This window comes from Niallia sp. (assembly GCF_031978665.1).
Classification (GTDB): domain Bacteria; phylum Bacillota; class Bacilli; order Bacillales; family Cytobacillaceae; genus Niallia.
In genome coordinates this window covers 1-20998 of the sequence record NZ_DALZDK010000002.1, presented here as the reverse complement: position 1 = coordinate 20998, position 20998 = coordinate 1, and the positions used below count along the sequence as shown (strand labels likewise).

Here is a 20998-nt window from a genome sequence, read left to right as displayed (position 1 = left end):
TCTCAAAATGAGATGACTTTTTTACGTTGATACGACTGTTTTTATAAGAATACAACGATAATAATAATCGCGATAATAATACGATAAATCGCAAACGGTGTTAATTTAACTCGATCAATTAGCTTTAAAAAGAATCGAATGGATATTAGTGCAAATATAAAGGCACTGATAAATCCTATAATAAAGAATGGAAGAGCAGCTGATGTGATGTATTCCCAATTGTTTAATAAAGAAATAAAGCTAGCCCCAGCCATAATCGGAACAGCCATGATAAATGTAAAGTCAGCTGCAACGCGATGGCTTAATCCCATTAGTACTCCACCAGAAATCGTTGATCCAGACCTTGAAAAACCTGGCCATAAGGCAATACATTGAAATAAACCAATAAAAAATGCTTGTTTATTTGTAATTTGATCCAAAGAAGTAGTCGTTGGTTGCTTCTTCTTTTGCGTATAGTCTGCGATAATCATCAGAATCGCTCCAACAATCAATGCATACGCAACCGTTTCAAAATTAAATAGATGCTCATCTATGTAATCATCAAAAAGCAGTCCTAAAACACCAGCTGGGATTAACCCAATAAGAACTTGTACTAAGCTCAATTTATGTCCAGTAATTTTCTCGCCATTGATGGTTTTTTTCAAACCTAGAATATTGAGGAAACGATCTTTAAAGATAATGACTACTGCTAAAATCGAGCCTAATTGAATAACGACTTTAAAGGTATTTGCTACTTCAGGTGAAAAAATTTCTCCTGATTTTAGCCATAAATCATCTACAAGTATCATGTGCCCTGTTGACGATACAGGTGCAAATTCAGTTAAACCTTCTACTATGCCTAAAATAAAGGCAACTATTAATTCCCATAATTTATCCAAACTTTGTTCACTCCTATTTATCAATTAATATAAAAATTATATTTTTTTCAAAAAGCATATACCAAACTATCATATCAAATATTTAGCAAAAGCTGAATGCTATATTATGTAAAATTTCTTTAATTGAAAATACACATAGAATATAACGAAGAAAGAGTTTCATAAGTTTCACTATATTTAAATAAACTACTTACCTATTTAACATGGTTAATAGCAGGAAAGAAGATATACTAAGGATAGAAAAAGCTGGAGAGGAAGAGAAGGAGATGGCACTAAAAGGAATTCTATCACTTGGTGATGCATTTATTGATTATGTTGCACGATCGAGTGCTAATAATTGCTTTGAAAGAAATTTAGGTGGAGCTTCTGTAAATGTTGCTGTACATATAAGTAGATTTGGCATTCCGAGCTATTATATTACAAAGCTAGGGAACAAAGAGGATAGCAAATTTGTAGAATTAGAAATGCAAAAGGAAAAGATAAATTTGGCTGATGCTGTTCGTACGCCAACAAAGAAGATATCCAAGGTGTTTGTCCATTTAGATGCTTCAGGTGAGAGGCATTTTCATATGTATGAAAATGAAACCCCGGATGAGGTCGTATTTGAAACAGATATAAAAGCAAAGTCTTTTGTAAATAAGTCCATCTTTTATTGTGGGTCTGGTACCCTCTTCCATCCACATGCAAGAACAGCAACAAAGAAAGCAATAAGTTTAGCAAAGAAAAAAGGCCTGATTGTTGCTTTTGATGCAAATATTCGTCTGAAAAGATGGGCGAGTGAAGAGGAATGCAGACAGGTAATTATCGAACTCTTGCCATATGTTGATGTTCTAAAATTATCAGAGGAAGAGCTTTGCTTTCTGATGGAGGTAAATACGGTAGAGGACGGGATGGTAATATTGGAAAAATTTCAAGTTCCATTTCAGCTCATAACAATCGGAGAAAGAGGAGCTATTGGCCGATTATCTGAGCAAAAAGTACATATACCTGCTAAATCCATAAGAGTAATAGATACGAATGGTTCAGGCGATGCATTTATGGCCGCAATATTATTTTGCATACATGGAAGGGGATTTCCTCATACGAAAGAGGAGTTGAGGGATTACATAGCACTTGCAAATAAAATGGGGGCAATGGTAGCAACTAAAAAAGGCGCATTGCCAAACTTGCCTAATTATCAAACGATACTTTTTTAAGAAAACAGACTATTTTAGCATAGGTGATCTGCTATTTTTGAATAAAAGAAGAAAAAGCATACTTATTTAGAAGGAACTGACCTCATGATGGCAGAATTCTAATGCAAGTATGCTTTTTTGTAACTTTTTAAGTCTAAAGACGTAGATAAAAATAATACAAGAGTTTGTTTCCAGTTGTAGATAATCTCTATATGATAAGAAAGAGGAAAAGAAAAGAGCTATTATTGAATGAATGTCGTTCATTGCACACGAAAATGGAATTTTATATGCAAGAAAACAAACCAATGTTGAATGATATTTATCCCTTATTAAAAATTTGAAAATTATGAATATAAGAAAGGAGGAATGTTTAGGTGACTGAAAAAAAAGTATATATTATTTTAACGGATACGGGCACGTTATTCACGCGCTGTATCAAGTTATTTACGAGAAAACCCCATAATCATGCATCTATTTCCTTTGATCCCCAATTAAATGAAGTATATAGCTTTGGAAGAAGAAAACCAAGCAATCCTTTTATCGGAGGATTTGTGAAGGAAAATGTACAACATGATTTTTTCCGAAATAGTCGCTGTATCATTTATTCCGTCTCCGTGACAGAGACACAATATGAAAAAATGAAGAATAAGATTGAACAAATGGAGAAGGAACAAAGAAATTATCGTTATAATCTTTTGGGCTTATTATTTATTTTATTTAAAATACCATATAATCGAAAAAATGCTTATTTTTGTTCTCAGTTTGTGGCATCCATTTTACATGAAAGTGGTGTTTTATTTTTTAATAAGCCACCATGTTTAATAACACCTTATGATTTATTAGATGAATACAATATGCAAAGAGTTTATGAAGGGAAATTATATCTGTATCCATTTGTTTTTCCGAAAACAGTAGCATAATGCAATTATTTTTTTATACACAACAAATTAACATCCGCCCAAAAGTAATTATGGGAGAAAACGACTTTAATTAAAATCTTATTATTAAGATTCTTATATAAATGGAAAAAAGTGGCCGTTTGAAATGGCCGCTTTTTTTGGTATGAAATGGATATATCACCCATGGTTAATGTCAGAACTTTTGGTGAAAATAAAAGTTAGAATGAAAGCTTTGACAAAGGGAATCCCATATAATATGATAACAATTGCTGACAAAACTTATCGGAATTAGGAGGATTAATATGAAGAAATTAAGTATATTGTTTAGTTTATTACTTAGTCTTACCATTGTTTTAGCTGCATGTGGTAGTAAATCAGATAATGAATCAAATGATTCTGCAGATAAAAAGGATGATAACAAAACAGATCTATTAGCGCAAATCAAAGAAAATGGAAAATTAGTGGTTGGTACGGAAGGTACATATCCTCCCTTTACGTTTCATGATGATGCAGGAAAATTAACTGGTTTTGATGTGGAAATCGCACAAGAAGTTGCAAAACGTTTAGGTGTGGAGGCAGAATTCATGGAAACACAATGGGATGCGATATTTGCTGGTCTTGATGCAAAGCGTTTTGACATGATTGCAAACCAAGTAGGGATTAACGAGGAAAGAAAAGAAAAGTATTCATTCTCTGATCCATATATTTCTTCTTCAGCTGTCCTTATCACAAGAGAAGATTCAGATGTGAAAAGCTTTGAAGATATTAAAGGATTGAAGTCGGCACAGTCATTAACAAGTAATTACGCAGAAATTGCCAAAGCAAACGGTGCAGAGCTAGTAGGGATAGATGGATTTAATCAAGCAATTGAATTATTGAACGCTAAACGAGTAGATGTAACAATTAATGATAAATTATCTTTCTTAGATTTTAAAAAGCAAAAGCCAGATGCAAAAGTTGTAATAGCAGATACTGCTGATGATGTAGCTCAAAGTGGATTAATGTTTAGACAAGGAAATGATACGTTAGTAGAAGCGGTAAATAAAGCATTACAGGAAATGATTGACGACGGTACGTATAAATCAATATCTGAGAAATGGTTCGGAGAAGATGTACTTAAATAATATCTTTACAGACCCAGAAGCATTTCAGCGATATTATGATATTGCAGTTAGTTCCCTTCTCCCTTTGGTGAAGGGGGCTATTTTATATACAATACCACTATCAATTATTTCCTTTATTATTGGGCTAATTCTTGCTGTATTAACCGCTTTAGCTAGATTATCAAGTATTAAAATTTTGCGAATCATTGCAGGTATCTATGTTTCCATTATTCGTGGAACACCATTACTCGTACAGCTATTTATTATTTTTTATGGGTTGCCGAATATAGGTATCACCCTTGAACCATTTGTAGCAGCTATCATTGGTTTTTCCTTAAGTGTGGGAGCATATGGATCGGAAATAGTCAGGGGATCCATTTTAAGTATTCCTAATGGTCAATGGGAAGCTGGATATTCGATCGGAATGAGCTATGTTCAAAATTTAAAAAGAATTATTTTACCACAGGCTGCGCGCGTTTCGATTCCTCCCTTATCGAATACATTTATAAGTTTAATTAAGGATTCGTCGTTAGCTGCTTTAATCCTAGTGACGGAAATGTTTCGAAAGGCACAAGAAATAGCGAGCACTAATTATGAATTTTTACTGCTATATTCAGAGGTTGCTCTCTTGTATTGGCTTATTTGTTTCCCGCTTTCTATTATGCAGCAGTGTCTGGAAAATCGCTTCGGGCGTCACTTGAATAAATAAAAACTTCTATTCGAAAAGATAAATAATTGATAAGGAAGGAGGGATGAGCATGATTTCCATCAAGGGCTTGTCTAAGAATTTCGATGATTTACAAGTTTTAAAGGATATAAATTTAGAAGTGGAAAAAGGCAAAGTAATTGTTGTCATAGGACCGTCTGGATCCGGGAAAACGACGATGCTTCGTTGTTTAAACATTTTGGAAACTCCAACAACTGGTCACATTACAATCGAGAATAAACAATTAGATTTCTCGAATAAAGTTACGAAAAAGGCTATAACAGATTTTCGGAAATTAACAGGAATGGTATTTCAAAACTATAATCTTTTTCCACATAAAACAGCCATTGAAAATGTAATGGAAGGTCCCATTACGGTGAAAAAGCAATCGAAGGAAAAAGCAAGAGCCAAAGCAACCGACTTATTAAATAAAGTAGGACTCGGTGATAAAATCGATTACTATCCATTCCAACTGTCAGGAGGGCAGCAACAGCGTGTTGGCATCGCGAGAGCGCTAGCGATGGAACCAGAAGTGATGCTGTTTGATGAACCGACCTCTGCTTTAGATCCAGAGCTTGTAGGGGAAGTATTGAAAGTAATAAAAGAACTTGCTAATGAAGGAATGACGATGATTGTCGTCACCCATGAGATGAAATTTGCGCAAGAAGTAGCAGATGAAGTTATCTTTATGGATGGGGGATATATTGTGGAAAAAGGAAATCCTCATGATATCTTTTCTGTGCCTAAAGAAAAAAGAACGCAGCAGTTCTTGCAATTAATACAATAAAAAAATGAGTTGTTCAGGAATCTCAGGCTATGAGATAAATTCCTGTAACAACTCAAAACAAAAGGGGGAATTACACTTTGTAGTATCATTGTGGACCCTTTTTTCTTTTTTTATACATACAAATATAAATTATTTTAAAACGGGGTGATTTCCAGTTAGAAGAATGTTATTGTTTCTCGTGAATTTTCTTATGAATAACTTCCTCTTCTAATAAACTAAAGAAAGCAACAAGGATTCCTGATATCAACGAAGCAATTGTGTAGACGGATAAACCAGTCATAGCATAGAAAAGAAACGTCGTGAAGATAGTCAACAAGCAGCAATAGATTATTGTGTTTACATATACGGGATTTTTCATTTCGTACCTTCTTTCAGCTAAGCATTTAATTTAGTATATGTACAGAAAAATAAATATACTACTTCTAAAGGATGATTGCCCTTTTTTAACGATAAAGGGGATAAGCCCTCACTGATTTTACAAAAAAGCATATTTAATAAGTATAAAGAATAGCTTGTATCACCTTCTTAGAAGCTGAATACACAGTCATATTCTTTATACCGTAACCCCATAACCTCCTCTCACTTTAGGTATAGCCGTTCGTTGGCTATACCTCTTTTTATTGTTAGTTTCCTTCTAAAAGATTGGTGTCATTCAAGAGGGAAATTCTAAGCTGGACTGCTGAGTTACAATCTATAGAGTCATTGTTATTTTTTACAAATTGCTTAAAATTGCTTAAAGCAGATGTTTTTTGTAAAATAGGTATAAACAACTATTTGTTTAGAGGTTACTTCATATTTATAATTCTTTTGTCATGCCGATAAAAGAAGTGTAAACAAAAAAGTTAGGTGTTAAGGAAGAATGATAGGTATTAAGAATTATAAAGAGGTCAGGATGGTATAATTATATGAAGAAAAGAACGATTTTTCGTAGTTTAAGAACAAAGATGATTGTCATAATATTTTTTGCTACATTATTTAGTACCATGATTTCGTTTAAGCTTCATGAAATTATTCGAGAAGCAGGAGTTTTCCCAGAAGCATTTAGTATTTTTGTAAATACGATTATTAATCTAGTTTTTGTAACGGTTATTGTCGCATTATTTACGCGACGAATAATAATAACTCCACTTAAAAAATTATTAAATTTTACGAAGAAAATTACAGAAGGCGATTTAGATATAGAGATTAAAAAGACTTCAAATGATGAAATTGGCCAATTGACAGATGAGTTTATTTTAATGAAAGAATTTATAAGAAATTTAGTTCAGAAAGTAAATGAAACGTCTGAACAGATTAATTCATCTGCCGAAAAATTAACGGCTAATACGGTGGAAACAAGCTATGTATCGGAGCAAATTTCTTCCGCTATTCAAAGTGTTGCGGCAGGATCTGAAGAGCAAACAAAAGGAATGGAATTCATTGTTGAGTCGGTAGCGGTTGTTAATAACGAAATTAAAGATATTGCTAAAAATACAGAAGAAATGGTGAAAAGTACAAATATTACTGTTTTGAAGGCAAAAGAAGGACAAGAAGTTGTTGATAATACAGTAACTCAAATGAGCTTAATCCAAAATTCAGTGAAAGAATCCAATGACTCTATTGTATTATTACAGGAGCGTTCTCAAGAAATTGGCCAATTCTTAAATGTTATAACTGAAATTGCTGATCAGACAAATCTATTGGCATTAAATGCTGCTATTGAGGCGGCAAGAGCAGGAGAGGCAGGGAAAGGTTTTGCAGTAGTAGCAGAAGAGGTAAGGAAGCTTGCTGAACAATCTAATCAGTCTGCTAAGCAAATTGCTGTATTAGTAAATGAAATTCAAAAAGATACCCTTTCTTCCGTGAAAACAATGAAAAGAGTAACTGAGGAAGTAAAAGACGGGATTAATATTACAAATGATACAAAGGAAAAGTTTCATATCATTTCAAACTCTATGTTATCTATGAGCAGCCAAATGGAAAATATTTTGGAGGCTGCCAATAAGATTTCTACAAATATAGTAGAAGTTGCAGGATCTGTAGATCAAGTTACTGGCATAGCGAAGGAAAATAGTCATAACTCAATAAGTGTTTCAGAAGCGTCGCAAGAACAATTGGCAGCAATTGAAGAAATTACTTATTCCACCAAATCACTAGCAAAAATTGCAGATGATCTAGTGGAATTAACAAAAACAATTCATGTAAATTAACTTTAAAGGAAAAGGTTATTAAAGAATGATCATAAGATAGTTAACATTTCCAGGAAAATTTTTCTGTGAGATGAGCTATTTTGATCATTCTTCTTTTTTTAGGGAAAACTAAATGGAATTAATATTTTTTATGACAATTGAAACAGATTTTATTCATTTTGGTTAAAGTTAGGAATCAAAATAATAAATTTCACGAAAATGATTGTCGAAAGTTGTTATTTCATGCAAATACAAATATAATGGAGAACTGTAAATATATAAATTACTCAACTAATTTACAGTAAATATAAATGAAAAAGAAATAATTTAGGGTGAAGAAGATTTAACCCACTGTTAAAAGTTTTACTGAACAAGGAGCAATGACAATATGTCCCAAAAAAATTCATCGAAAATAGATTATACACTTGTTCTAATATTAATGCTTCTATGTTTAACAAGTCTTATTTCTATATATGGAGCAAATTCTTCTTATGTGTTAAAGCAAGTTCTTTTTTATGGTGTTGGTATAGGAATTATCATCGGAGTGATTCGTTTAGATTCGGATCAGTTAAAAAAACTAACTTGGTATTTATATTCTTTTGGTCTTTTATTATTAGTCCTGCTTATTCTTGCACCGGAAAGCATTGCCCGAGAAATAAATGGTGCAAAAAGCTGGTTTACGCTTCCTGGTTTTTCTTTACAACCATCTGAGTTTGTAAAAGTATTTTTAGTATTAGCGCTCTCCCGATTAATTGTAGAACATCAAGAAAAATATATTGTGAAAACTTTACAAAGTGACTTCCTCTTATTATTTAAAATAGGAGGTGTAACAGCACTTCCGTTATTTCTAGTAATGCTTCAGCCTGACTTAGGAACATCTTTAGTATTGCTTGCTATTATGCTAGGGATGGTTTTTATCTCTGGTATCTCGTGGAAAATATTATTGCCTATCTTTTCCAGTTTTGCAGTTATTGCTACAGTTGTCCTTTATCTTGTTATTTGGCATTCAGATTGGATTACAACGTACTTCGGCGTAAAAGAATATCAAATGGGAAGAATCTATTCTTGGCTGGATCCGTATACGTATCAAAGCACAACAGGTTATCATTTGACACAATCCTTACTTGCGATAGGATCTGGACAAACGACAGGGAAAGGTGTTGGCACTAGTGAAGTGGTACTTCCAGAAAATCATACCGATTTTATTTTCAGTGTAGTTGGAGAAGAGTTCGGCTTTATTGGTGCGAGTATTATTATTAGTTTGTTTTTCTTACTTATTTATCACATAACAAAAGTAGCATTGGAAACAAAAAACACTTTTTATACTTGTATGAGTGTAGGAATTATTAGTATGCTTTGCTTTCATGTTTTCCAAAATATCGGGATGACAGTAGGAATCCTTCCGATTACTGGAATTCCACTCCCGTTTATTAGTTACGGTGGTAGTTCTTTAATGGGGAATATGCTTTCGATGGGATTAATTTTTTCGATAAGATATCATTATAAAAAATATATGTTTTCCAGTGATGAATAACGATTTTTTCTTAAAAAGATGAAAAGAGGCTGACAGGGTGCAGCCTCTTTTCGTCTATTCTTCCACAATTCTTAAATGAGGGGGAAAGAAAAGGAAAGAATATTAATTATGGGAAATCAATGATATTGATAATCATTATCAATAGGTGTAATTTAATAATAGAACAATTTATGGAAGTTGTCAACGCATATAGAAGGAGGAATGGAGAAAATGAATGAAAAATTTCGAGAAGAGTTTGATTCATTATTAAGCAATTATACGGAATTATTACTTGGAGAAGAAAACGAAGAGCTTAATGAAAAAGTACAAGTGTGGATGCTTTATTCATTTATGTCGAAAAACATGCCAGGTCTAGTGAAGCATTGGAATGCCAAATTTCCAGATGGCAAACAAACGATGATACAAATAATAACCGAAATAAAAAAAATAAATGAGATGAGAAAACAAAATCAGAAATAAAACATATGCTATATAGAAAGCTGGACAAAGTGTAAGAAACATACCACCCAATCATTAGGTGGTATGACGAAAAGAAGGTTTACTGAATGTTGGTATTTCCGTATGGAAACTGGTTACTATACCCTTTAAATTGCTGATAGGACTGTTGAAGCTTTTGCTGCTCAGCAGCTTCAAGCTTATACCAACCTTTTTGAAACATTAAATCATACAATTCTCTTTGCATATTTTGTGTTTCCGTAAAAATCGATAATAAATCTTGATATAGTGGCTCATTACTAGCTTCATTTAAAGCTATTGAATAAGAGTCTGTCATGTATTTCTCTGTTGAAAGCATATCATTAGTAAAATCACGATCATTCATTTGTGGTGTTTTTGGTACCTGCGCTTCAGGATTTTGAATTGGTTGTTGTTGGTTCATATCCTTTGTCCTTTCTCACAAGATTATTATTTATAAAGTCTGATTGGTGATTCATCCCCGAGAAGATGCTCATTCTGCCAAAGACAAGGTCAAAGCACGACATTGGCATTCTCTTTAGCAGAATGAGCATGATAAATCAACAATCGTTGCTTTTTCGTAAGTAGTTATTGTGTTTGTTGAGACATAGGCTGACTATTAGCATTTAGGTGATTAAGTATTCTTTCATAATGATGCTGATGCATTTGTCCACATTTTTCAAGCTGTGATTTAATAGCTGGATCTTGAGCGGTTTGAGCAAAAAAATGTGCTTTTTTCATCGCTAATAAATTCCAAGCAAGCATGTCTGTTAAGTAAAGGGAATCTTTTACTGTTACCATAACGGGTGGTTTCATCATCATCCCATTTGATTGAGCCATATTATTTGGTTGTTGCTGCATCAAGTTCGACCTCCTAATAAACTATTGCTTTTTATATTGATTATTTTGACTGTTAACTTTTCCACCACCATCTGTTTCAACGGTTGGACCAGCGTTACCTTTCACGCTAGCCGCACTAACCCCTGCTTTAGAAGGATTCTTTTTAAGACGTGCCATCTTTTTATTCACCTCCCTTTTCTTGGTTCATTATTAGCATTTCCTATTTTTCTTTTTTAATGAGCACGTTGCTTGGAGATGAATGATGTTTTATCCTTCATTCGGTATCATTTTCACATAGCATAAAAGGGTAATGAGTCAATAAATAATCATAAAATGAGAACAACCAAAACTTAATTTACTTTTCAAGGAGGAAGTAAGGTGAAAGAGATAAAATCAGTTGCGGTTATTGGATCTGGAGTAATGGGTGCAGCGATTGCAGCGCAGTTTCTTAACGCAGGAATTTCTACGATTCTTTTGGATATTGTTCCAAATCAGCTAACAGAAAAAGAAAAGCAACAGGGATTGACAAAAATGGATAAGGTGGTAAGAAATCGATTGGTACAGCTTGCCATCGAAAAAATGCAAACAGATTCTCCTAGTCCACTCACTTCCTTTGATAATTTATCGCATTTAACAATAGGAAATCTAGAAGATGATTTCTCTTTATTGAGAGAAGTAGATTGGATCGTGGAAGCAATTATTGAAGACATTCAAATAAAGAAGGAACTCTTTATAAAGGTCGATCAAATTAGAAAAAAAGGATCAATTGTGAGCAGCAATACTTCTGGTATATCCATAAATAGGATGAAAGAAAATCTTTCCTCAGATTTTCAGGCTCATTTTTTAGGCACACACTTTTTTAATCCCCCTCGTTTTATTAAATTACTTGAAATTATTCCTACAAACGAAACCACTCCAGATGTCGTGAAAAGTGTAAGTGAGTTTGCTCAAGAAGCGTTAGGAAAAGTGGTAGTAAAAGCAAGTGATACACCTAATTTCATTGCAAATCGCATTGGTTCTTTTGCATTTTTAAATATTGTGAAAGAAATGATAAAGGCTGATTTAACCATCGATGAAGTTGATCAATTAACAGGTCCACTCATTGGGCGTCCAAAAAGTGCTACCTTTCACACTTTGGATATGGTAGGGTTGGATACTTTTTATCAGGTCATTCAAAACATGCAAGGCAAAATGAAAATTTCAGAAGAAATAGAGATGTACCAAATTCCTGCGTTGTTAGAAGAAATGCTTAACAAGAAAATGTTTGGTAGAAAGGTGAAAAAAGGGTTTTATAGAAAAACGGAGCAAGGATTAAAAGTTCTAGATTATCATACGTTCACATACAAAGATTTGTCTGTAATGAAAGAACAAGTAATAGGCAAATCACTCCCTTTGTTTTTACAGGAGAAAAATAAAAAAGCGCAATTTCTATGGAAAGGGATTGCCCCATTTTTGCTTTATTCGGCAAAAATGGTTGGGGAGATTACCGATTCCATTTATGAATTAGATCAGGCTGTTCAGTCTGGATTCAACTGGAAAAACGGACCATTTCGTTTATGGGATAAATTATCTTTAAAAGACACGGTTCAACGAATGGAAGAAGAATCAATGAATATTCCTTTATGGATTAAAGAAATGATTGAGCATGGATTTGACCGATTTTTTATAGAGATTAATGGAGTGGATCATTATTATCATCAAGGAAAATATTTGCCCCTTCCAAAAAGCTTAGATCAAATAAGTATTCAAGAAAGCAAAAAGCAAAGAGGCGTACTTCTTTCCAATGATGGTGCGAGTCTTATTGATATAGGGGATGGCGTTTTATTGCTTGAATTGCACAGCAGAAATATGAGTATTGGTGTCGATATTCTTTCGATGATTGAGCATTCGATAGCAACGGTAGAGACAGAAGACTATAAAGGATTAATTATCGGCAGTGAAAAAAAGAATTTCAGTCTCGGAGCTAATTTAGCATTAATGCTGCTGGAAGCTCAAAACGAAGATGTTGTAGAGCTACAGCTAGCCGTCCGCCGTTTTCAACGAGTGATGAAACGTATAAAATACTGTAAAAAGCCAGTAGTAGCTGCCCCTTATCAAAGAACATTAGGGGGAGGAGCAGAAATTTGTCTTGCTGCTGGCAAGGTGCAAGCATCATTAGAAACATATATCGGACTTGTGGAAACAGGGGTCGGACTTATCCCAGGTGGGGGAGGAACAACAGCATTATATTGTAATAAGTGGAAGCAAAAGCAAAATCCATCCACAGAAGAATTACTACAGCTTACAGTTGAGGTATTTCAGACGATATTAACAGCTAAGGTTGCCTCTTCTGCTGTCCATGCTAAAGAATTAGGGTTCTTAACGGAGATTGATGGAATAACGAATAATGACCGATTTTTATTGAGGGATGCCAAAAAGGCAGTCCTCCAACTAGCAAATGAAAAGTATCTAATACCGAAAAAAGAAAAAATAGTGGTTGCAGGTAGAGTTGGGTATCAATTCTTAATGAAAGAAATAGATAAGCTTCAAAAAATCGGTTTTATATCTAAATATGATGCTTTTATTGCAAGTAATCTTGCGACAGTTCTTACAGGTGGCGATGTAGAATGTGGGGCATTGGTAGAAGAGGACTATTTATTAGACCTAGAAAGAGAAGGTTTTATTCGTTTGATTCAGGAACCAGAGACACAGCAAAGAATGCTACATCTATTACAAACAGGAAAGCCATTAACTAAGAAAAAAAAGAGATGACCGTTACTTCAAGCCTTAATTAAGTAGATAAAGAAAGGAAGGAAAGAATTACTATGCAAAAGGGTGGAAGTTTTTTAACAGAACAAATCACCGAAGAGGCTATTTTTACACCTGAGGATTTTACAGAAGAGCATCAAATGATTGCAGAAATGACGAGCGAATTCGTACAGAAAAAAGTATTACCACATTTAGCTGAAATGGAAAATCATCAATTTACTATTACGAAACAATTGATGGGGGAAGCGGGAGAGTTAGGATTATTAAGTTCTGATATTCCTGAAGCTTATGGCGGTTTGGGATTAGATACAATTAGTACTGCTGTTATCTCAGAAGCGATGTCTGTTGCAGGGGGATTCTCTGTTACTCATGGCGCTCATATAGGAATCGGCACCTTACCAATTGTTCTATTTGGAAATAAAGCGCAGAAGGAGAAATATTTGCCAGATCTAGCTTCCGGTAAAAAAATAGCATCCTACGCACTAACAGAACCTACTGTCGGATCAGATGCACTAAGTGTAAAAACAACCGCTGTTTTAAACAAAGAGGGTACTCATTATCGATTGACTGGCGAGAAGCAGTGGATTACTAATTCAGGAATCGCTGATATTTTTATTGTATATGCAAAAGTGAATCAAGAACATTTCACTGCCTTTATTGTAGAAAAAGTATTTCCGGGGATTTCAGTGGGAAAAGAAGAAAATAAATTAGGAATCAAGAGCTCGTCTACCTGTGCAGTCCGCTTTGATCAAGTAGAAGTACCAGTTGAAAATGTGTTGGGGGAAGTAGGAAGAGGTCATTTAATAGCATTGAATATTTTAAATATTGGGCGCTATAAGCTAGGTCTTGGAGCAATTGGCGCTAGTAAGGAAGCACTTAAAAAGACGATTGCTTATACAGACAAACGAATCCAATTTTCCACTCCCATATCCCGTTTTCCCCTTACGCTTGAAAAGTATGCGACAATGGCTTCCTATATCTACGCGGCAGAAAGTACCGTTTATCGAACAGCTGGATTGCTTTCAGAAGCGATGGACGGATTATCCGACGATGTAGGAATGAGAGAAATGGCAAAAATTATAAACGAATACGTAATAGAGTGTAGTTTAAACAAAGTTTTTGCTTCAGAAGTATTAGATATGGTAGTAGATGAATGTGTTCAGCTCCATGGAGGCAATGGTTTTATGGAAGATTACGACATTGTTAGAATGTATCGCGATTCAAGAATCAATCGTATTTTTGAAGGAACAAATGAAATAAACAGGTTATTGATACTGCCTACCTTGGCAAAAAAGAGTTTAAAAGGCGAGCTTCCGTTATTGTCATTAGCAGCTAAGACCGAGAAAGAAATGATTTCCTATCTACCAGAAGTGCCGGATGGAAAGCCATTATCACAAGAAAAGCTTCTCCTTTCGAATGCAAGAAAAATAAGCTATCTCCTATTTGGGATGATGCTGAAAAAATATAAAGAACAATTGGAAGAACAGCAAGAGATTATGGTGAATCTAGCAAATATCATCAATGCTGTCTTTGCAATGGATTCCAGTATTTTAAGAACGGAAAAGGCAATGGCGATGGGGATGCAAGAAGAAAAACAAAAATTATTATATACGGAAATATATTGCCAAGAAGCTTTTCAACAAGTGGTCACAGAGGCAACAGAAACTTTGGTATATATGCTTAGCGGCGATGAATTAAGATTAGCCCTTTCCGTATTGAAGAAATATACAAGATATACACCAAAGCCGATTATTGCAAGTAAGAGAGATGCTGCTCTACGAATATTAATGACTGGAGAATATCAACTATAAGGTTTAATTATGCTTAGGAAAGGCTCTTCTTGTCAGTACTAGTAAGTCTATGAACTGCCAAGAAGAATCTTTCTTAATAGAATGATAAGCACTGCAGAATGTAGAAAAAATTGAGAATTCTATCTCGGTAAAGAGGGAACGTAAAAGCCCTTCTTGATTGAAGTTTTACTTTATATAAAATTGTGATAATATTTAGTTGAATGATTTAAAATACATAGATTATGGGTGATGGAATGAAAGTTACTTTTTATTGGTATCCAAAATGCTCAACTTGTCGCAAGGCAAAAAAGTGGCTGGATGAAAATCATGTGTCATATGAAGAAGTACATATTGTTGATAATCCTCCTTCCCGCGAATTATTAGAGGATTTGTATAAAAAAAGTGGCCTTGAGTTAAAGAAATTTTTCAATACCTCTGGCCAGAAATACAGAGATCTAGGATTAAAGGATAAAATGAAAGAAGCTTCAGAAGATGAGCTACTCGATATACTTGCTTCTGATGGCATGTTGATTAAACGCCCTTTAACGACAGATGGAAATAAAGTAACATTAGGCTTTAAAGAAGAAATGTTTAAAGAAAGTTGGGCATAAGAAACCTGCTTTTTTTAATAGGTGGCTCTGGAAACAGAGTAAAAATGAAAAATACGGAGGGGTTTCATAATGACGGTACCAAAGGATTTGCGATATTCAAAAGAACATGAATGGGTAAAAGTTGAAGGGGATAATGCGCGTGTAGGAATTACACACTTTGCACAATCTGAATTAGGGGATATCGTATTTGTTGAACTACCAGAAGTAGGCGATGAAGTAACTGCAAATGAGCCTTTTGGAAGTGTAGAATCTGTTAAAACAGTTTCTGAATTATATGCTCCAATCAGCGGCAAAGTAGTGGAAGTGAATGAAGAGCTTAGTGATAATCCAGAGTTTGTAAACGAATCTCCTTATGAAAAAGCGTGGATGGTCGTTATCGAACCAAGCGAAAAAGCAGACATTGAAACACTAATGACAGCAGAACAATATGAAGAAATGACGAATGAAGGATAATTCAGGTAACGATGACATCGGTAAATTGCCGATGTCTTTTCTGCATTTACGTGTCTCTTTGTTAAGGATATGAATGAAAAGGCTCAAAAGAACATATAATTTTGAAAATGTTTAAACTATTTACCGTAAAACCTACTTCTTTCTCTTCTAGTTCGAATATGTTAAAGTAAACGAAATAATTCCTTTAGGTGATAAAATGAAAAAAGTAATCATTGTAGAAGGCAAATCGGATAAAAGAAAAGTAGAAAAGATTGTGCGTGAACCAGTGGATATCATTTGTACAAATGGAACCATTGGCGTTTCGAAGCTGGATGAATTACTAGAGGAACTAATGGATAAAGATGTATATATTCTAGTGGATGCAGACAAATCAGGAGACAAGATAAGAAAGCAGTTTAAAAGAGAGCTTCCTGAAGCAGAATTTCTTTATATTGATCGGAAATACAAAGAGGTTGCGGCCTCTCCAGAATATCATTTAGCAACACTATTATTACAGGCAAACATCGAGATTGAAGCAAAATATTTAGATGCAAGGATGAATGGATTATGATAGATTGGAAGATCGATCAATGGGAGGAACTAGTAAAGGAGTCTCCCGTTGCGTTTCTTTATTTGTATACACCTCTTTGTGGAACATGCATGGTTGCTTCTAAGATGCTAACGGTATTACATACGATGAAGCCAGAGTTAAACATAGGAAAAATGGATTTGAACTATGCACCAGAATTGGCCAAGAAGTACGAAGTCGAAAGTGTTCCATGTCTAGTTATTATGGAAGACGGGGAGCTAAAGAAGAAAGTATACAGATTTGAATCGGTTCCTCATTTAGTAGAAGTTATCAATACATATACGAAGTAAATAAGCCCTTTCCTCAGGAGGAAAGGTATTTTTTTATTTGTGCCATATAATACAAAATGTCTTGATCAATGAAAGCCGATTTGTTTTGAGGAGGGCGAAGAAGGTAACAGAGAAGCCTCATCAGAGCCCGTTTATTCAAAAAAGAGGCAAAAAGGTAATAGATAACTCTTCCTCAAAGACACAATCCTTTGAAAATCAAAGCTTACCAATACTGATTTCTATTCCAAAACAAATTTTCAAAAAGATTGTTTCTTATTAAAGAAGGTTTTTTTCTGCTGTTGCAAGAATAAGTAATAATAAGATTGTTCGGCAGAAAGTAGGAGATGCTTTTGCAGGAATGGATGACAAGTTTTGTAGATAAGTTGAACCGTAAAGAGTCTTTAAAACCATTATTACGAAACACTTCGTTTTCATTAGCAATATCATGTCAAAAGGACTCCTATCTAATGGAGGTAAGGAACAATCATTTTTCATGGAGAAGGATGAAAAATGAAAATCCAGATGTATGGTTAACGGGAGAAAAAGATAGTATTATCTCCGTTGCAAGTGGAGAGATTCTTCTGAGAGAAGCGAAAAAGAACGGAATGATTCAATTAGATGGATCTTTAAGGAAACTCCTTTTGTTGGAATCTTTGCTTTTCTTATGTAATTTACAACCTGTAAAACGAATCAGTTGAGTAGTGGACTCCTAAATAAACAGAAGAGATAATTACTTCCATGTTTCCTGAAATTCACCTTTTCTTACAGCAAGAGAAGGAGATTACAGGTTATTTTTTCACATTAATTCCAATTTTTCTTATCGTCTTAATTATGTTAGAAAATCTCACTAATTTAATTTGAAAATTCAGAAAAAATATTATATTAAAAAATGTGTTGACACTAATATCAGTAAGTGGTAAATTACATCTATCATATAAACGAATGTTAAATTTCATATAAATAATTTAACTCTTATCAAGAGAGGTGGAGGGATGTGCCCGATGAAACCCGGCAACCGTCAGTATACTGAAACGGTGCCAATTCACACAAAGCTATAGGCTTTGATAGATGAGAGAAAGGGATACTACTAATATTAGAAACCTTTCTGCTCATCTTGCAGAAAGGTTTTTTTATTATGTGGAATGATATGATGTGCTTTGTTGAAAACTATTCTAAAATAGTTAAACTGTAATTTTATATAGAAGTAGGTGAACAATATGATTAATGTGAACTCAGTTAAAAAAATATACTCCTCGAGAAGCGGGAAGGTCACTGCGGTTGATCACGTGGATTTAACGATCCATTCAGGAGAGATATTTGGAATAATCGGATATAGTGGTGCTGGAAAAAGTACATTAATCAGAATGCTGAACGGATTGGAAATTCCTACTGAAGGAAGTGTTTCGGTTGCAGGTCACGAAGTTTCCAAAATTAAAGGAAGCAAGCTTCGCAAGGCGAGACAGGAAATCAGTATGATATTTCAACATTTTAATCTGCTATGGTCAAGAACGGTAAAAGAAAATATAGCTTTTCCTTTAGAAATAGCAGGTGTAAAAAAAACAGCAAGAGAAAAGAAAGTGCTTGAGTTAATCAAGCTAGTTGGATTAGAAGGGCGAGAAGACGCGTATCCTTCTCAATTAAGTGGAGGACAAAAGCAGCGAGTTGGTATTGCTAGGGCACTTGCGAGCGATCCGAAAGTACTTCTTTGTGATGAAGCAACGTCTGCATTGGATCCACAAACGACCGATGCAATCTTAGATTTATTAGTAGATATTAATAAGCGTCTTGGTCTTACTATTGTTCTTATTACACACGAAATGCATGTCATTCGAAAGATTTGTCATCGAGTTGCTGTAATGGAAGATGGAAAAGTAGTAGAAACGGGACCGGTCATCGATGTCTTTAAGCAGCCAAAGAAAGAAATTACCAAACGCTTTGTACAACAAGTAATTGAACCAGAAGAAGCAAAGGATACGATCGAACATTTAACAGAACAATACCAAACAGGAAGCTTAATTATGTTGGGGTTTGTTGGTGAAAGTGCAGAACAGCCAGTTATCACTAACCTAATTCGATCATTTGCTGTTTCCGTAAATATCATCCAAGGCAAAATCTCTCCGACTCAAAATGGCTCGTATGGAACATTGTATATTCACTTGGATGGAGAGAAAGAAGAAATAGAGAAGGCTATACAATATCTTCATGCACAAGAAATTAGTGTGGAGGTGATTGAAGGATGATCGAAAGCTTACTGCCAAATGTAGATTGGGTAATAATGTGGAAAGCTACTGTTGAGACTCTTTTTATGACTGGATTCTCGATTATTTTTACCTTTATACTTGGAATTATTCTGGGGATTACTTTATTCTTAACCGATAAAGGGAATATGTGGAATAACATTTTTATTAATAAGGTGATTAGTGCAATTGTTAATATATTTCGCTCTATTCCTTTCATTATTTTATTGGTGTTATTAATCCCATTAACAACTTTCTTAATTGGGACAATGATTGGACCGAAAGCAGCTTTACCTTCCCTTATTATCGGTGCTGCTCCGTTTTATGCAAGACTTGTGGAAATTGGACTTCGAGAGGTCGATAAAGGCGTCATTGAAGCTGCCAAGTCAATGGGTGCAAAACCAATAACCATTATTTTCAAAGTTCTGTTACCAGAGTCAATGCCTGCCCTTGTCTCTGGACTTACTGTAACTACAATTGCATTAGTTGGATCAACGGCAATGGCTGGAATAATTGGAGCAGGTGGGCTTGGAAACTTAGCGTACTTACAAGGGTTCCAAAGGGGCAATGGCGATGTGACGCTAGTGTCAACCATTATTGTATTAATAATCGTATTTATCATCCAATTTATTGGTGATTCTATAACAAAAAAATTAGATAAAAGATAAGGAGAATAAAAATGAAAAAATTATGGTCTTTACTTATTGCCTTAACATTTGTATTTGTTCTAGCAGCATGCGGAAGCACAGATGATAAAGAAAATGGCGCTTCAAACACAGATAAAGAAACAACTAAATTAGTAGTAGGTGCTTCTAACGTACCACATGCTGAAATTTTGGAGCAGGCGAAGCCAATTCTTAAAGAAAAAGGAATTGACTTAGAAATTGTTACGTTCCAAGATTATGTATTGCCAAATAAAGCGTTAGAATCAAAAGAATTAGACGCTAACTATTTTCAACATATTCCTTACTTGAATCAACAAATTAAAGAGAACGGATATGACTTTGTAAATGCTGGCGGAATCCATATTGAGCCAATGGCTGTTTTCTCTAAGAAATATAAAAGTTTAGATGAGCTTCCAGATGGAGCAACGATCATTTTAAGTAACTCTGTTGCTGAGCATGGCCGTGTGCTTTCTCTTTTAGAAAAAGGTGGATTAATCAAACTTAAAGACGGCATTGACAAAGTAAATGCAACGATTGAAGATATTGTAGAAAATCCGAAAAATATTGAATTAAAAGCAGATTATGAGCCAGCTTTACTTCCGCAAATTTATAATAACAATGAAGGCGATGCAGTTGTAATCAATGCAAACTATGCATTAGATGCAGGCTTAAACCCAGTTGAAGATTCTATTGAAATTGAAGGAAGTGAATCTCCATATGCGAATATCATTACAGTTCGTAAAGGAGACGAAAATAAAGAAGCAATTAAGACATTGGTAGAAGTGCTTCATTCTAAAGAAATTCAAGATTTTATCAATACGGAATATAAGGGTGCGGTTGTACCAGTTAATGAATAACAATTAAGGCGATGTTCCTATAAAAGACCAAACATATGCGTATATCCAATTGAGAATTAAGTTAGTTTTATCAATAATGGATATAGCTTGTGTACAGGTCTTTATAGGAACATTTTTATTTTTTAAGTCTTTTAAAAAGGCTGTTTTCGTAAAGTTTGTTGCTATGACCTGCAGCCTGAATACACTTCGCTTTCCATGGGGCGAGCGGTGAGCCTCCTCGGCTACGCCTGTGGGGTCTCACCTTTCTCGCTAATCCC

The 20998-nt window shown here is 34.5% G+C and carries 23 protein-coding genes and 1 riboswitch; of the genes, 18 read left to right on the top strand and 5 right to left on the bottom strand.

Going from position 1 to position 20998, the window contains the following annotated elements; genetic code table 11:
• Positions 1-41: 41 nt before the first annotated feature.
• Complete coding sequence (locus tag RTL21_RS01275; RefSeq protein WP_312092531.1) at positions 42-878, bottom strand: undecaprenyl-diphosphate phosphatase; 837 nt, start codon at positions 876-878, stop codon at positions 42-44.
• 266 nt (positions 879-1144) lie between these two features.
• On the opposite strand from RTL21_RS01275, the gene RTL21_RS01270 reads away from it, so the two are divergent.
• From RTL21_RS01270 to RTL21_RS01250, 5 genes are all read left to right on the top strand, one after another.
• Complete coding sequence (locus RTL21_RS01270; protein WP_312092529.1) at positions 1145-2074, top strand: carbohydrate kinase family protein; 930 nt, start codon at positions 1145-1147, stop codon at positions 2072-2074.
• Positions 2075-2427: 353 nt separating this feature from the next.
• Positions 2428-2973 (top strand): hypothetical protein, encoded by a 546-nt coding sequence (locus RTL21_RS01265; protein ID WP_312092527.1) that lies wholly within the window; start codon positions 2428-2430, stop codon positions 2971-2973.
• Positions 2974-3254: 281 nt separating this feature from the next.
• Entirely contained in the window at positions 3255-4076 is an 822-nt protein-coding gene (locus RTL21_RS01260; protein WP_312092525.1) for an amino acid ABC transporter substrate-binding protein, read from the top strand.
• The gene (locus RTL21_RS01255) at positions 4063-4764 is read left to right on the top strand and encodes an amino acid ABC transporter permease (protein ID WP_312092523.1); all 702 of its coding nucleotides are present in this window, start codon (positions 4063-4065) and stop codon (positions 4762-4764) included. Before RTL21_RS01260 ends, RTL21_RS01255 begins: the two co-directional genes overlap by 14 nt.
• A gap of 49 nt (positions 4765-4813) precedes the next feature.
• Entirely contained in the window at positions 4814-5548 is a 735-nt protein-coding gene (locus tag RTL21_RS01250; protein WP_312092521.1) for an amino acid ABC transporter ATP-binding protein, read from the top strand.
• Positions 5549-5714: 166 nt separating this feature from the next.
• On the opposite strand, the gene RTL21_RS01245 is transcribed toward RTL21_RS01250, so the two are convergent.
• On the bottom strand, positions 5715-5906 hold the full coding sequence (locus tag RTL21_RS01245) for a hypothetical protein (RefSeq protein ID WP_312092519.1): 192 nt from the start codon (positions 5904-5906) through the stop codon (positions 5715-5717).
• A gap of 547 nt (positions 5907-6453) precedes the next feature.
• On the opposite strand from RTL21_RS01245, the gene RTL21_RS01240 reads away from it, so the two are divergent.
• The 3 genes from RTL21_RS01240 (at position 6454) to RTL21_RS01230 (ending at position 9709) form a co-directional block, all read left to right on the top strand.
• Positions 6454-7737, top strand: a complete 1284-nt coding sequence (locus RTL21_RS01240) for a methyl-accepting chemotaxis protein (protein ID WP_312092517.1) — start codon at positions 6454-6456, stop codon at positions 7735-7737.
• A gap of 367 nt (positions 7738-8104) precedes the next feature.
• On the top strand, positions 8105-9250 hold the full coding sequence (locus RTL21_RS01235) for an FtsW/RodA/SpoVE family cell cycle protein (protein WP_312092515.1): 1146 nt from the start codon (positions 8105-8107) through the stop codon (positions 9248-9250).
• Between the two features lie 210 nt (positions 9251-9460).
• Positions 9461-9709 (top strand): DUF2573 family protein, encoded by a 249-nt coding sequence (locus RTL21_RS01230; RefSeq protein ID WP_312092513.1) that lies wholly within the window; start codon positions 9461-9463, stop codon positions 9707-9709.
• A gap of 79 nt (positions 9710-9788) precedes the next feature.
• Here RTL21_RS01230 and RTL21_RS01225 read toward each other — a convergent pair whose 3' ends face one another.
• The 3 genes from RTL21_RS01225 to RTL21_RS01215 form a co-directional block, all read right to left on the bottom strand.
• Positions 9789-10127 carry a spore coat protein gene (locus tag RTL21_RS01225; protein WP_312092511.1) on the bottom strand — a complete coding sequence of 113 codons (339 nt, stop codon included), beginning with the start codon at positions 10125-10127 and terminating at the stop codon, positions 9789-9791.
• A 164-nt stretch (positions 10128-10291) separates the two neighbouring features.
• Entirely contained in the window at positions 10292-10564 is a 273-nt protein-coding gene (locus tag RTL21_RS01220; protein ID WP_312092509.1) for a hypothetical protein, read from the bottom strand.
• Between the two features lie 21 nt (positions 10565-10585).
• A complete protein-coding gene (locus tag RTL21_RS01215) occupies positions 10586-10720 on the bottom strand; it encodes a YuzL family protein (protein WP_082138326.1) in 135 nt (44 codons plus the stop codon).
• Positions 10721-10921: 201 nt separating this feature from the next.
• Between RTL21_RS01215 and RTL21_RS01210 the strand changes: the two genes are divergently transcribed.
• The 10 genes from RTL21_RS01210 to RTL21_RS01165 all read left to right on the top strand — a co-directional run bounded on the left by RTL21_RS01210 (position 10922) and on the right by RTL21_RS01165 (position 20741).
• Complete coding sequence (locus tag RTL21_RS01210) at positions 10922-13294, top strand: 3-hydroxyacyl-CoA dehydrogenase/enoyl-CoA hydratase family protein (protein ID WP_312092501.1); 2373 nt, start codon at positions 10922-10924, stop codon at positions 13292-13294.
• A gap of 53 nt (positions 13295-13347) precedes the next feature.
• Positions 13348-15102, top strand: a complete 1755-nt coding sequence (locus tag RTL21_RS01205; RefSeq protein ID WP_312092499.1) for an acyl-CoA dehydrogenase family protein — start codon at positions 13348-13350, stop codon at positions 15100-15102.
• Between the two features lie 233 nt (positions 15103-15335).
• Positions 15336-15692: an arsenate reductase family protein gene (locus tag RTL21_RS01200; protein WP_312092497.1), complete on the top strand. Its 357-nt coding sequence runs from the start codon at positions 15336-15338 to the stop codon at positions 15690-15692.
• Positions 15693-15761: 69 nt separating this feature from the next.
• A complete protein-coding gene (gene gcvH, locus RTL21_RS01195) occupies positions 15762-16145 on the top strand; it encodes a glycine cleavage system protein GcvH (RefSeq protein ID WP_312092495.1) in 384 nt (127 codons plus the stop codon).
• A 196-nt stretch (positions 16146-16341) separates the two neighbouring features.
• On the top strand, positions 16342-16695 hold the full coding sequence (locus RTL21_RS01190) for a toprim domain-containing protein (protein WP_312092493.1): 354 nt from the start codon (positions 16342-16344) through the stop codon (positions 16693-16695).
• Positions 16692-17003, top strand: coding sequence for a thioredoxin family protein (locus RTL21_RS01185; RefSeq protein ID WP_312092491.1), 312 nt, complete (start codon positions 16692-16694; stop codon positions 17001-17003). Before RTL21_RS01190 ends, RTL21_RS01185 begins: the two co-directional genes overlap by 4 nt.
• A gap of 323 nt (positions 17004-17326) precedes the next feature.
• Positions 17327-17680, top strand: coding sequence for an alkyl sulfatase C-terminal domain-containing protein (locus RTL21_RS23195; protein ID WP_396954405.1), 354 nt, complete (start codon positions 17327-17329; stop codon positions 17678-17680).
• A gap of 271 nt (positions 17681-17951) precedes the next feature.
• Positions 17952-18057, top strand: a riboswitch (SAM riboswitch).
• A gap of 142 nt (positions 18058-18199) precedes the next feature.
• On the top strand, positions 18200-19222 hold the full coding sequence (locus RTL21_RS01175; RefSeq protein ID WP_312092487.1) for a methionine ABC transporter ATP-binding protein: 1023 nt from the start codon (positions 18200-18202) through the stop codon (positions 19220-19222).
• The gene (locus RTL21_RS01170; RefSeq protein WP_312092485.1) at positions 19219-19887 is read left to right on the top strand and encodes a methionine ABC transporter permease; all 669 of its coding nucleotides are present in this window, start codon (positions 19219-19221) and stop codon (positions 19885-19887) included. The genes RTL21_RS01175 and RTL21_RS01170 overlap by 4 nt, the downstream gene beginning before the upstream one ends.
• Before the next feature lie 11 nt (positions 19888-19898).
• Positions 19899-20741, top strand: a complete 843-nt coding sequence (locus tag RTL21_RS01165) for a MetQ/NlpA family ABC transporter substrate-binding protein (protein WP_312092483.1) — start codon at positions 19899-19901, stop codon at positions 20739-20741.
• Positions 20742-20998 lie beyond the last annotated feature (257 nt).

Coding starts and splice junctions, on each gene's coding strand:
- RTL21_RS01235 (WP_312092515.1), top strand. CDS start 8,105: ATGTCCCAAAAAAATTCATCGAAAATAGATTATACACTTGTTCTAATA.
- RTL21_RS01225 (WP_312092511.1), bottom strand. CDS start 10,127: ATGAACCAACAACAACCAATTCAAAATCCTGAAGCGCAGGTACCAAAA.
- RTL21_RS01270 (WP_312092529.1), top strand. CDS start 1,145: ATGGCACTAAAAGGAATTCTATCACTTGGTGATGCATTTATTGATTAT.
- RTL21_RS01190 (WP_312092493.1), top strand. CDS start 16,342: ATGAAAAAAGTAATCATTGTAGAAGGCAAATCGGATAAAAGAAAAGTA.
- RTL21_RS01170 (WP_312092485.1), top strand. CDS start 19,219: ATGATCGAAAGCTTACTGCCAAATGTAGATTGGGTAATAATGTGGAAA.
- RTL21_RS01255 (WP_312092523.1), top strand. CDS start 4,063: ATGTACTTAAATAATATCTTTACAGACCCAGAAGCATTTCAGCGATAT.
- RTL21_RS01240 (WP_312092517.1), top strand. CDS start 6,454: ATGAAGAAAAGAACGATTTTTCGTAGTTTAAGAACAAAGATGATTGTC.
- RTL21_RS01230 (WP_312092513.1), top strand. CDS start 9,461: ATGAATGAAAAATTTCGAGAAGAGTTTGATTCATTATTAAGCAATTAT.
- RTL21_RS01175 (WP_312092487.1), top strand. CDS start 18,200: ATGATTAATGTGAACTCAGTTAAAAAAATATACTCCTCGAGAAGCGGG.
- RTL21_RS01185 (WP_312092491.1), top strand. CDS start 16,692: ATGATAGATTGGAAGATCGATCAATGGGAGGAACTAGTAAAGGAGTCT.
- RTL21_RS01205 (WP_312092499.1), top strand. CDS start 13,348: ATGCAAAAGGGTGGAAGTTTTTTAACAGAACAAATCACCGAAGAGGCT.
- RTL21_RS01260 (WP_312092525.1), top strand. CDS start 3,255: ATGAAGAAATTAAGTATATTGTTTAGTTTATTACTTAGTCTTACCATT.
- RTL21_RS01215 (WP_082138326.1), bottom strand. CDS start 10,720: ATGGCACGTCTTAAAAAGAATCCTTCTAAAGCAGGGGTTAGTGCGGCT.
- gcvH (WP_312092495.1), top strand. CDS start 15,762: ATGACGGTACCAAAGGATTTGCGATATTCAAAAGAACATGAATGGGTA.
- RTL21_RS01200 (WP_312092497.1), top strand. CDS start 15,336: ATGAAAGTTACTTTTTATTGGTATCCAAAATGCTCAACTTGTCGCAAG.
- RTL21_RS01165 (WP_312092483.1), top strand. CDS start 19,899: ATGAAAAAATTATGGTCTTTACTTATTGCCTTAACATTTGTATTTGTT.
- RTL21_RS01250 (WP_312092521.1), top strand. CDS start 4,814: ATGATTTCCATCAAGGGCTTGTCTAAGAATTTCGATGATTTACAAGTT.
- RTL21_RS23195 (WP_396954405.1), top strand. CDS start 17,327: ATGCTTTTGCAGGAATGGATGACAAGTTTTGTAGATAAGTTGAACCGT.
- RTL21_RS01220 (WP_312092509.1), bottom strand. CDS start 10,564: ATGCAGCAACAACCAAATAATATGGCTCAATCAAATGGGATGATGATG.
- RTL21_RS01245 (WP_312092519.1), bottom strand. CDS start 5,906: ATGAAAAATCCCGTATATGTAAACACAATAATCTATTGCTGCTTGTTG.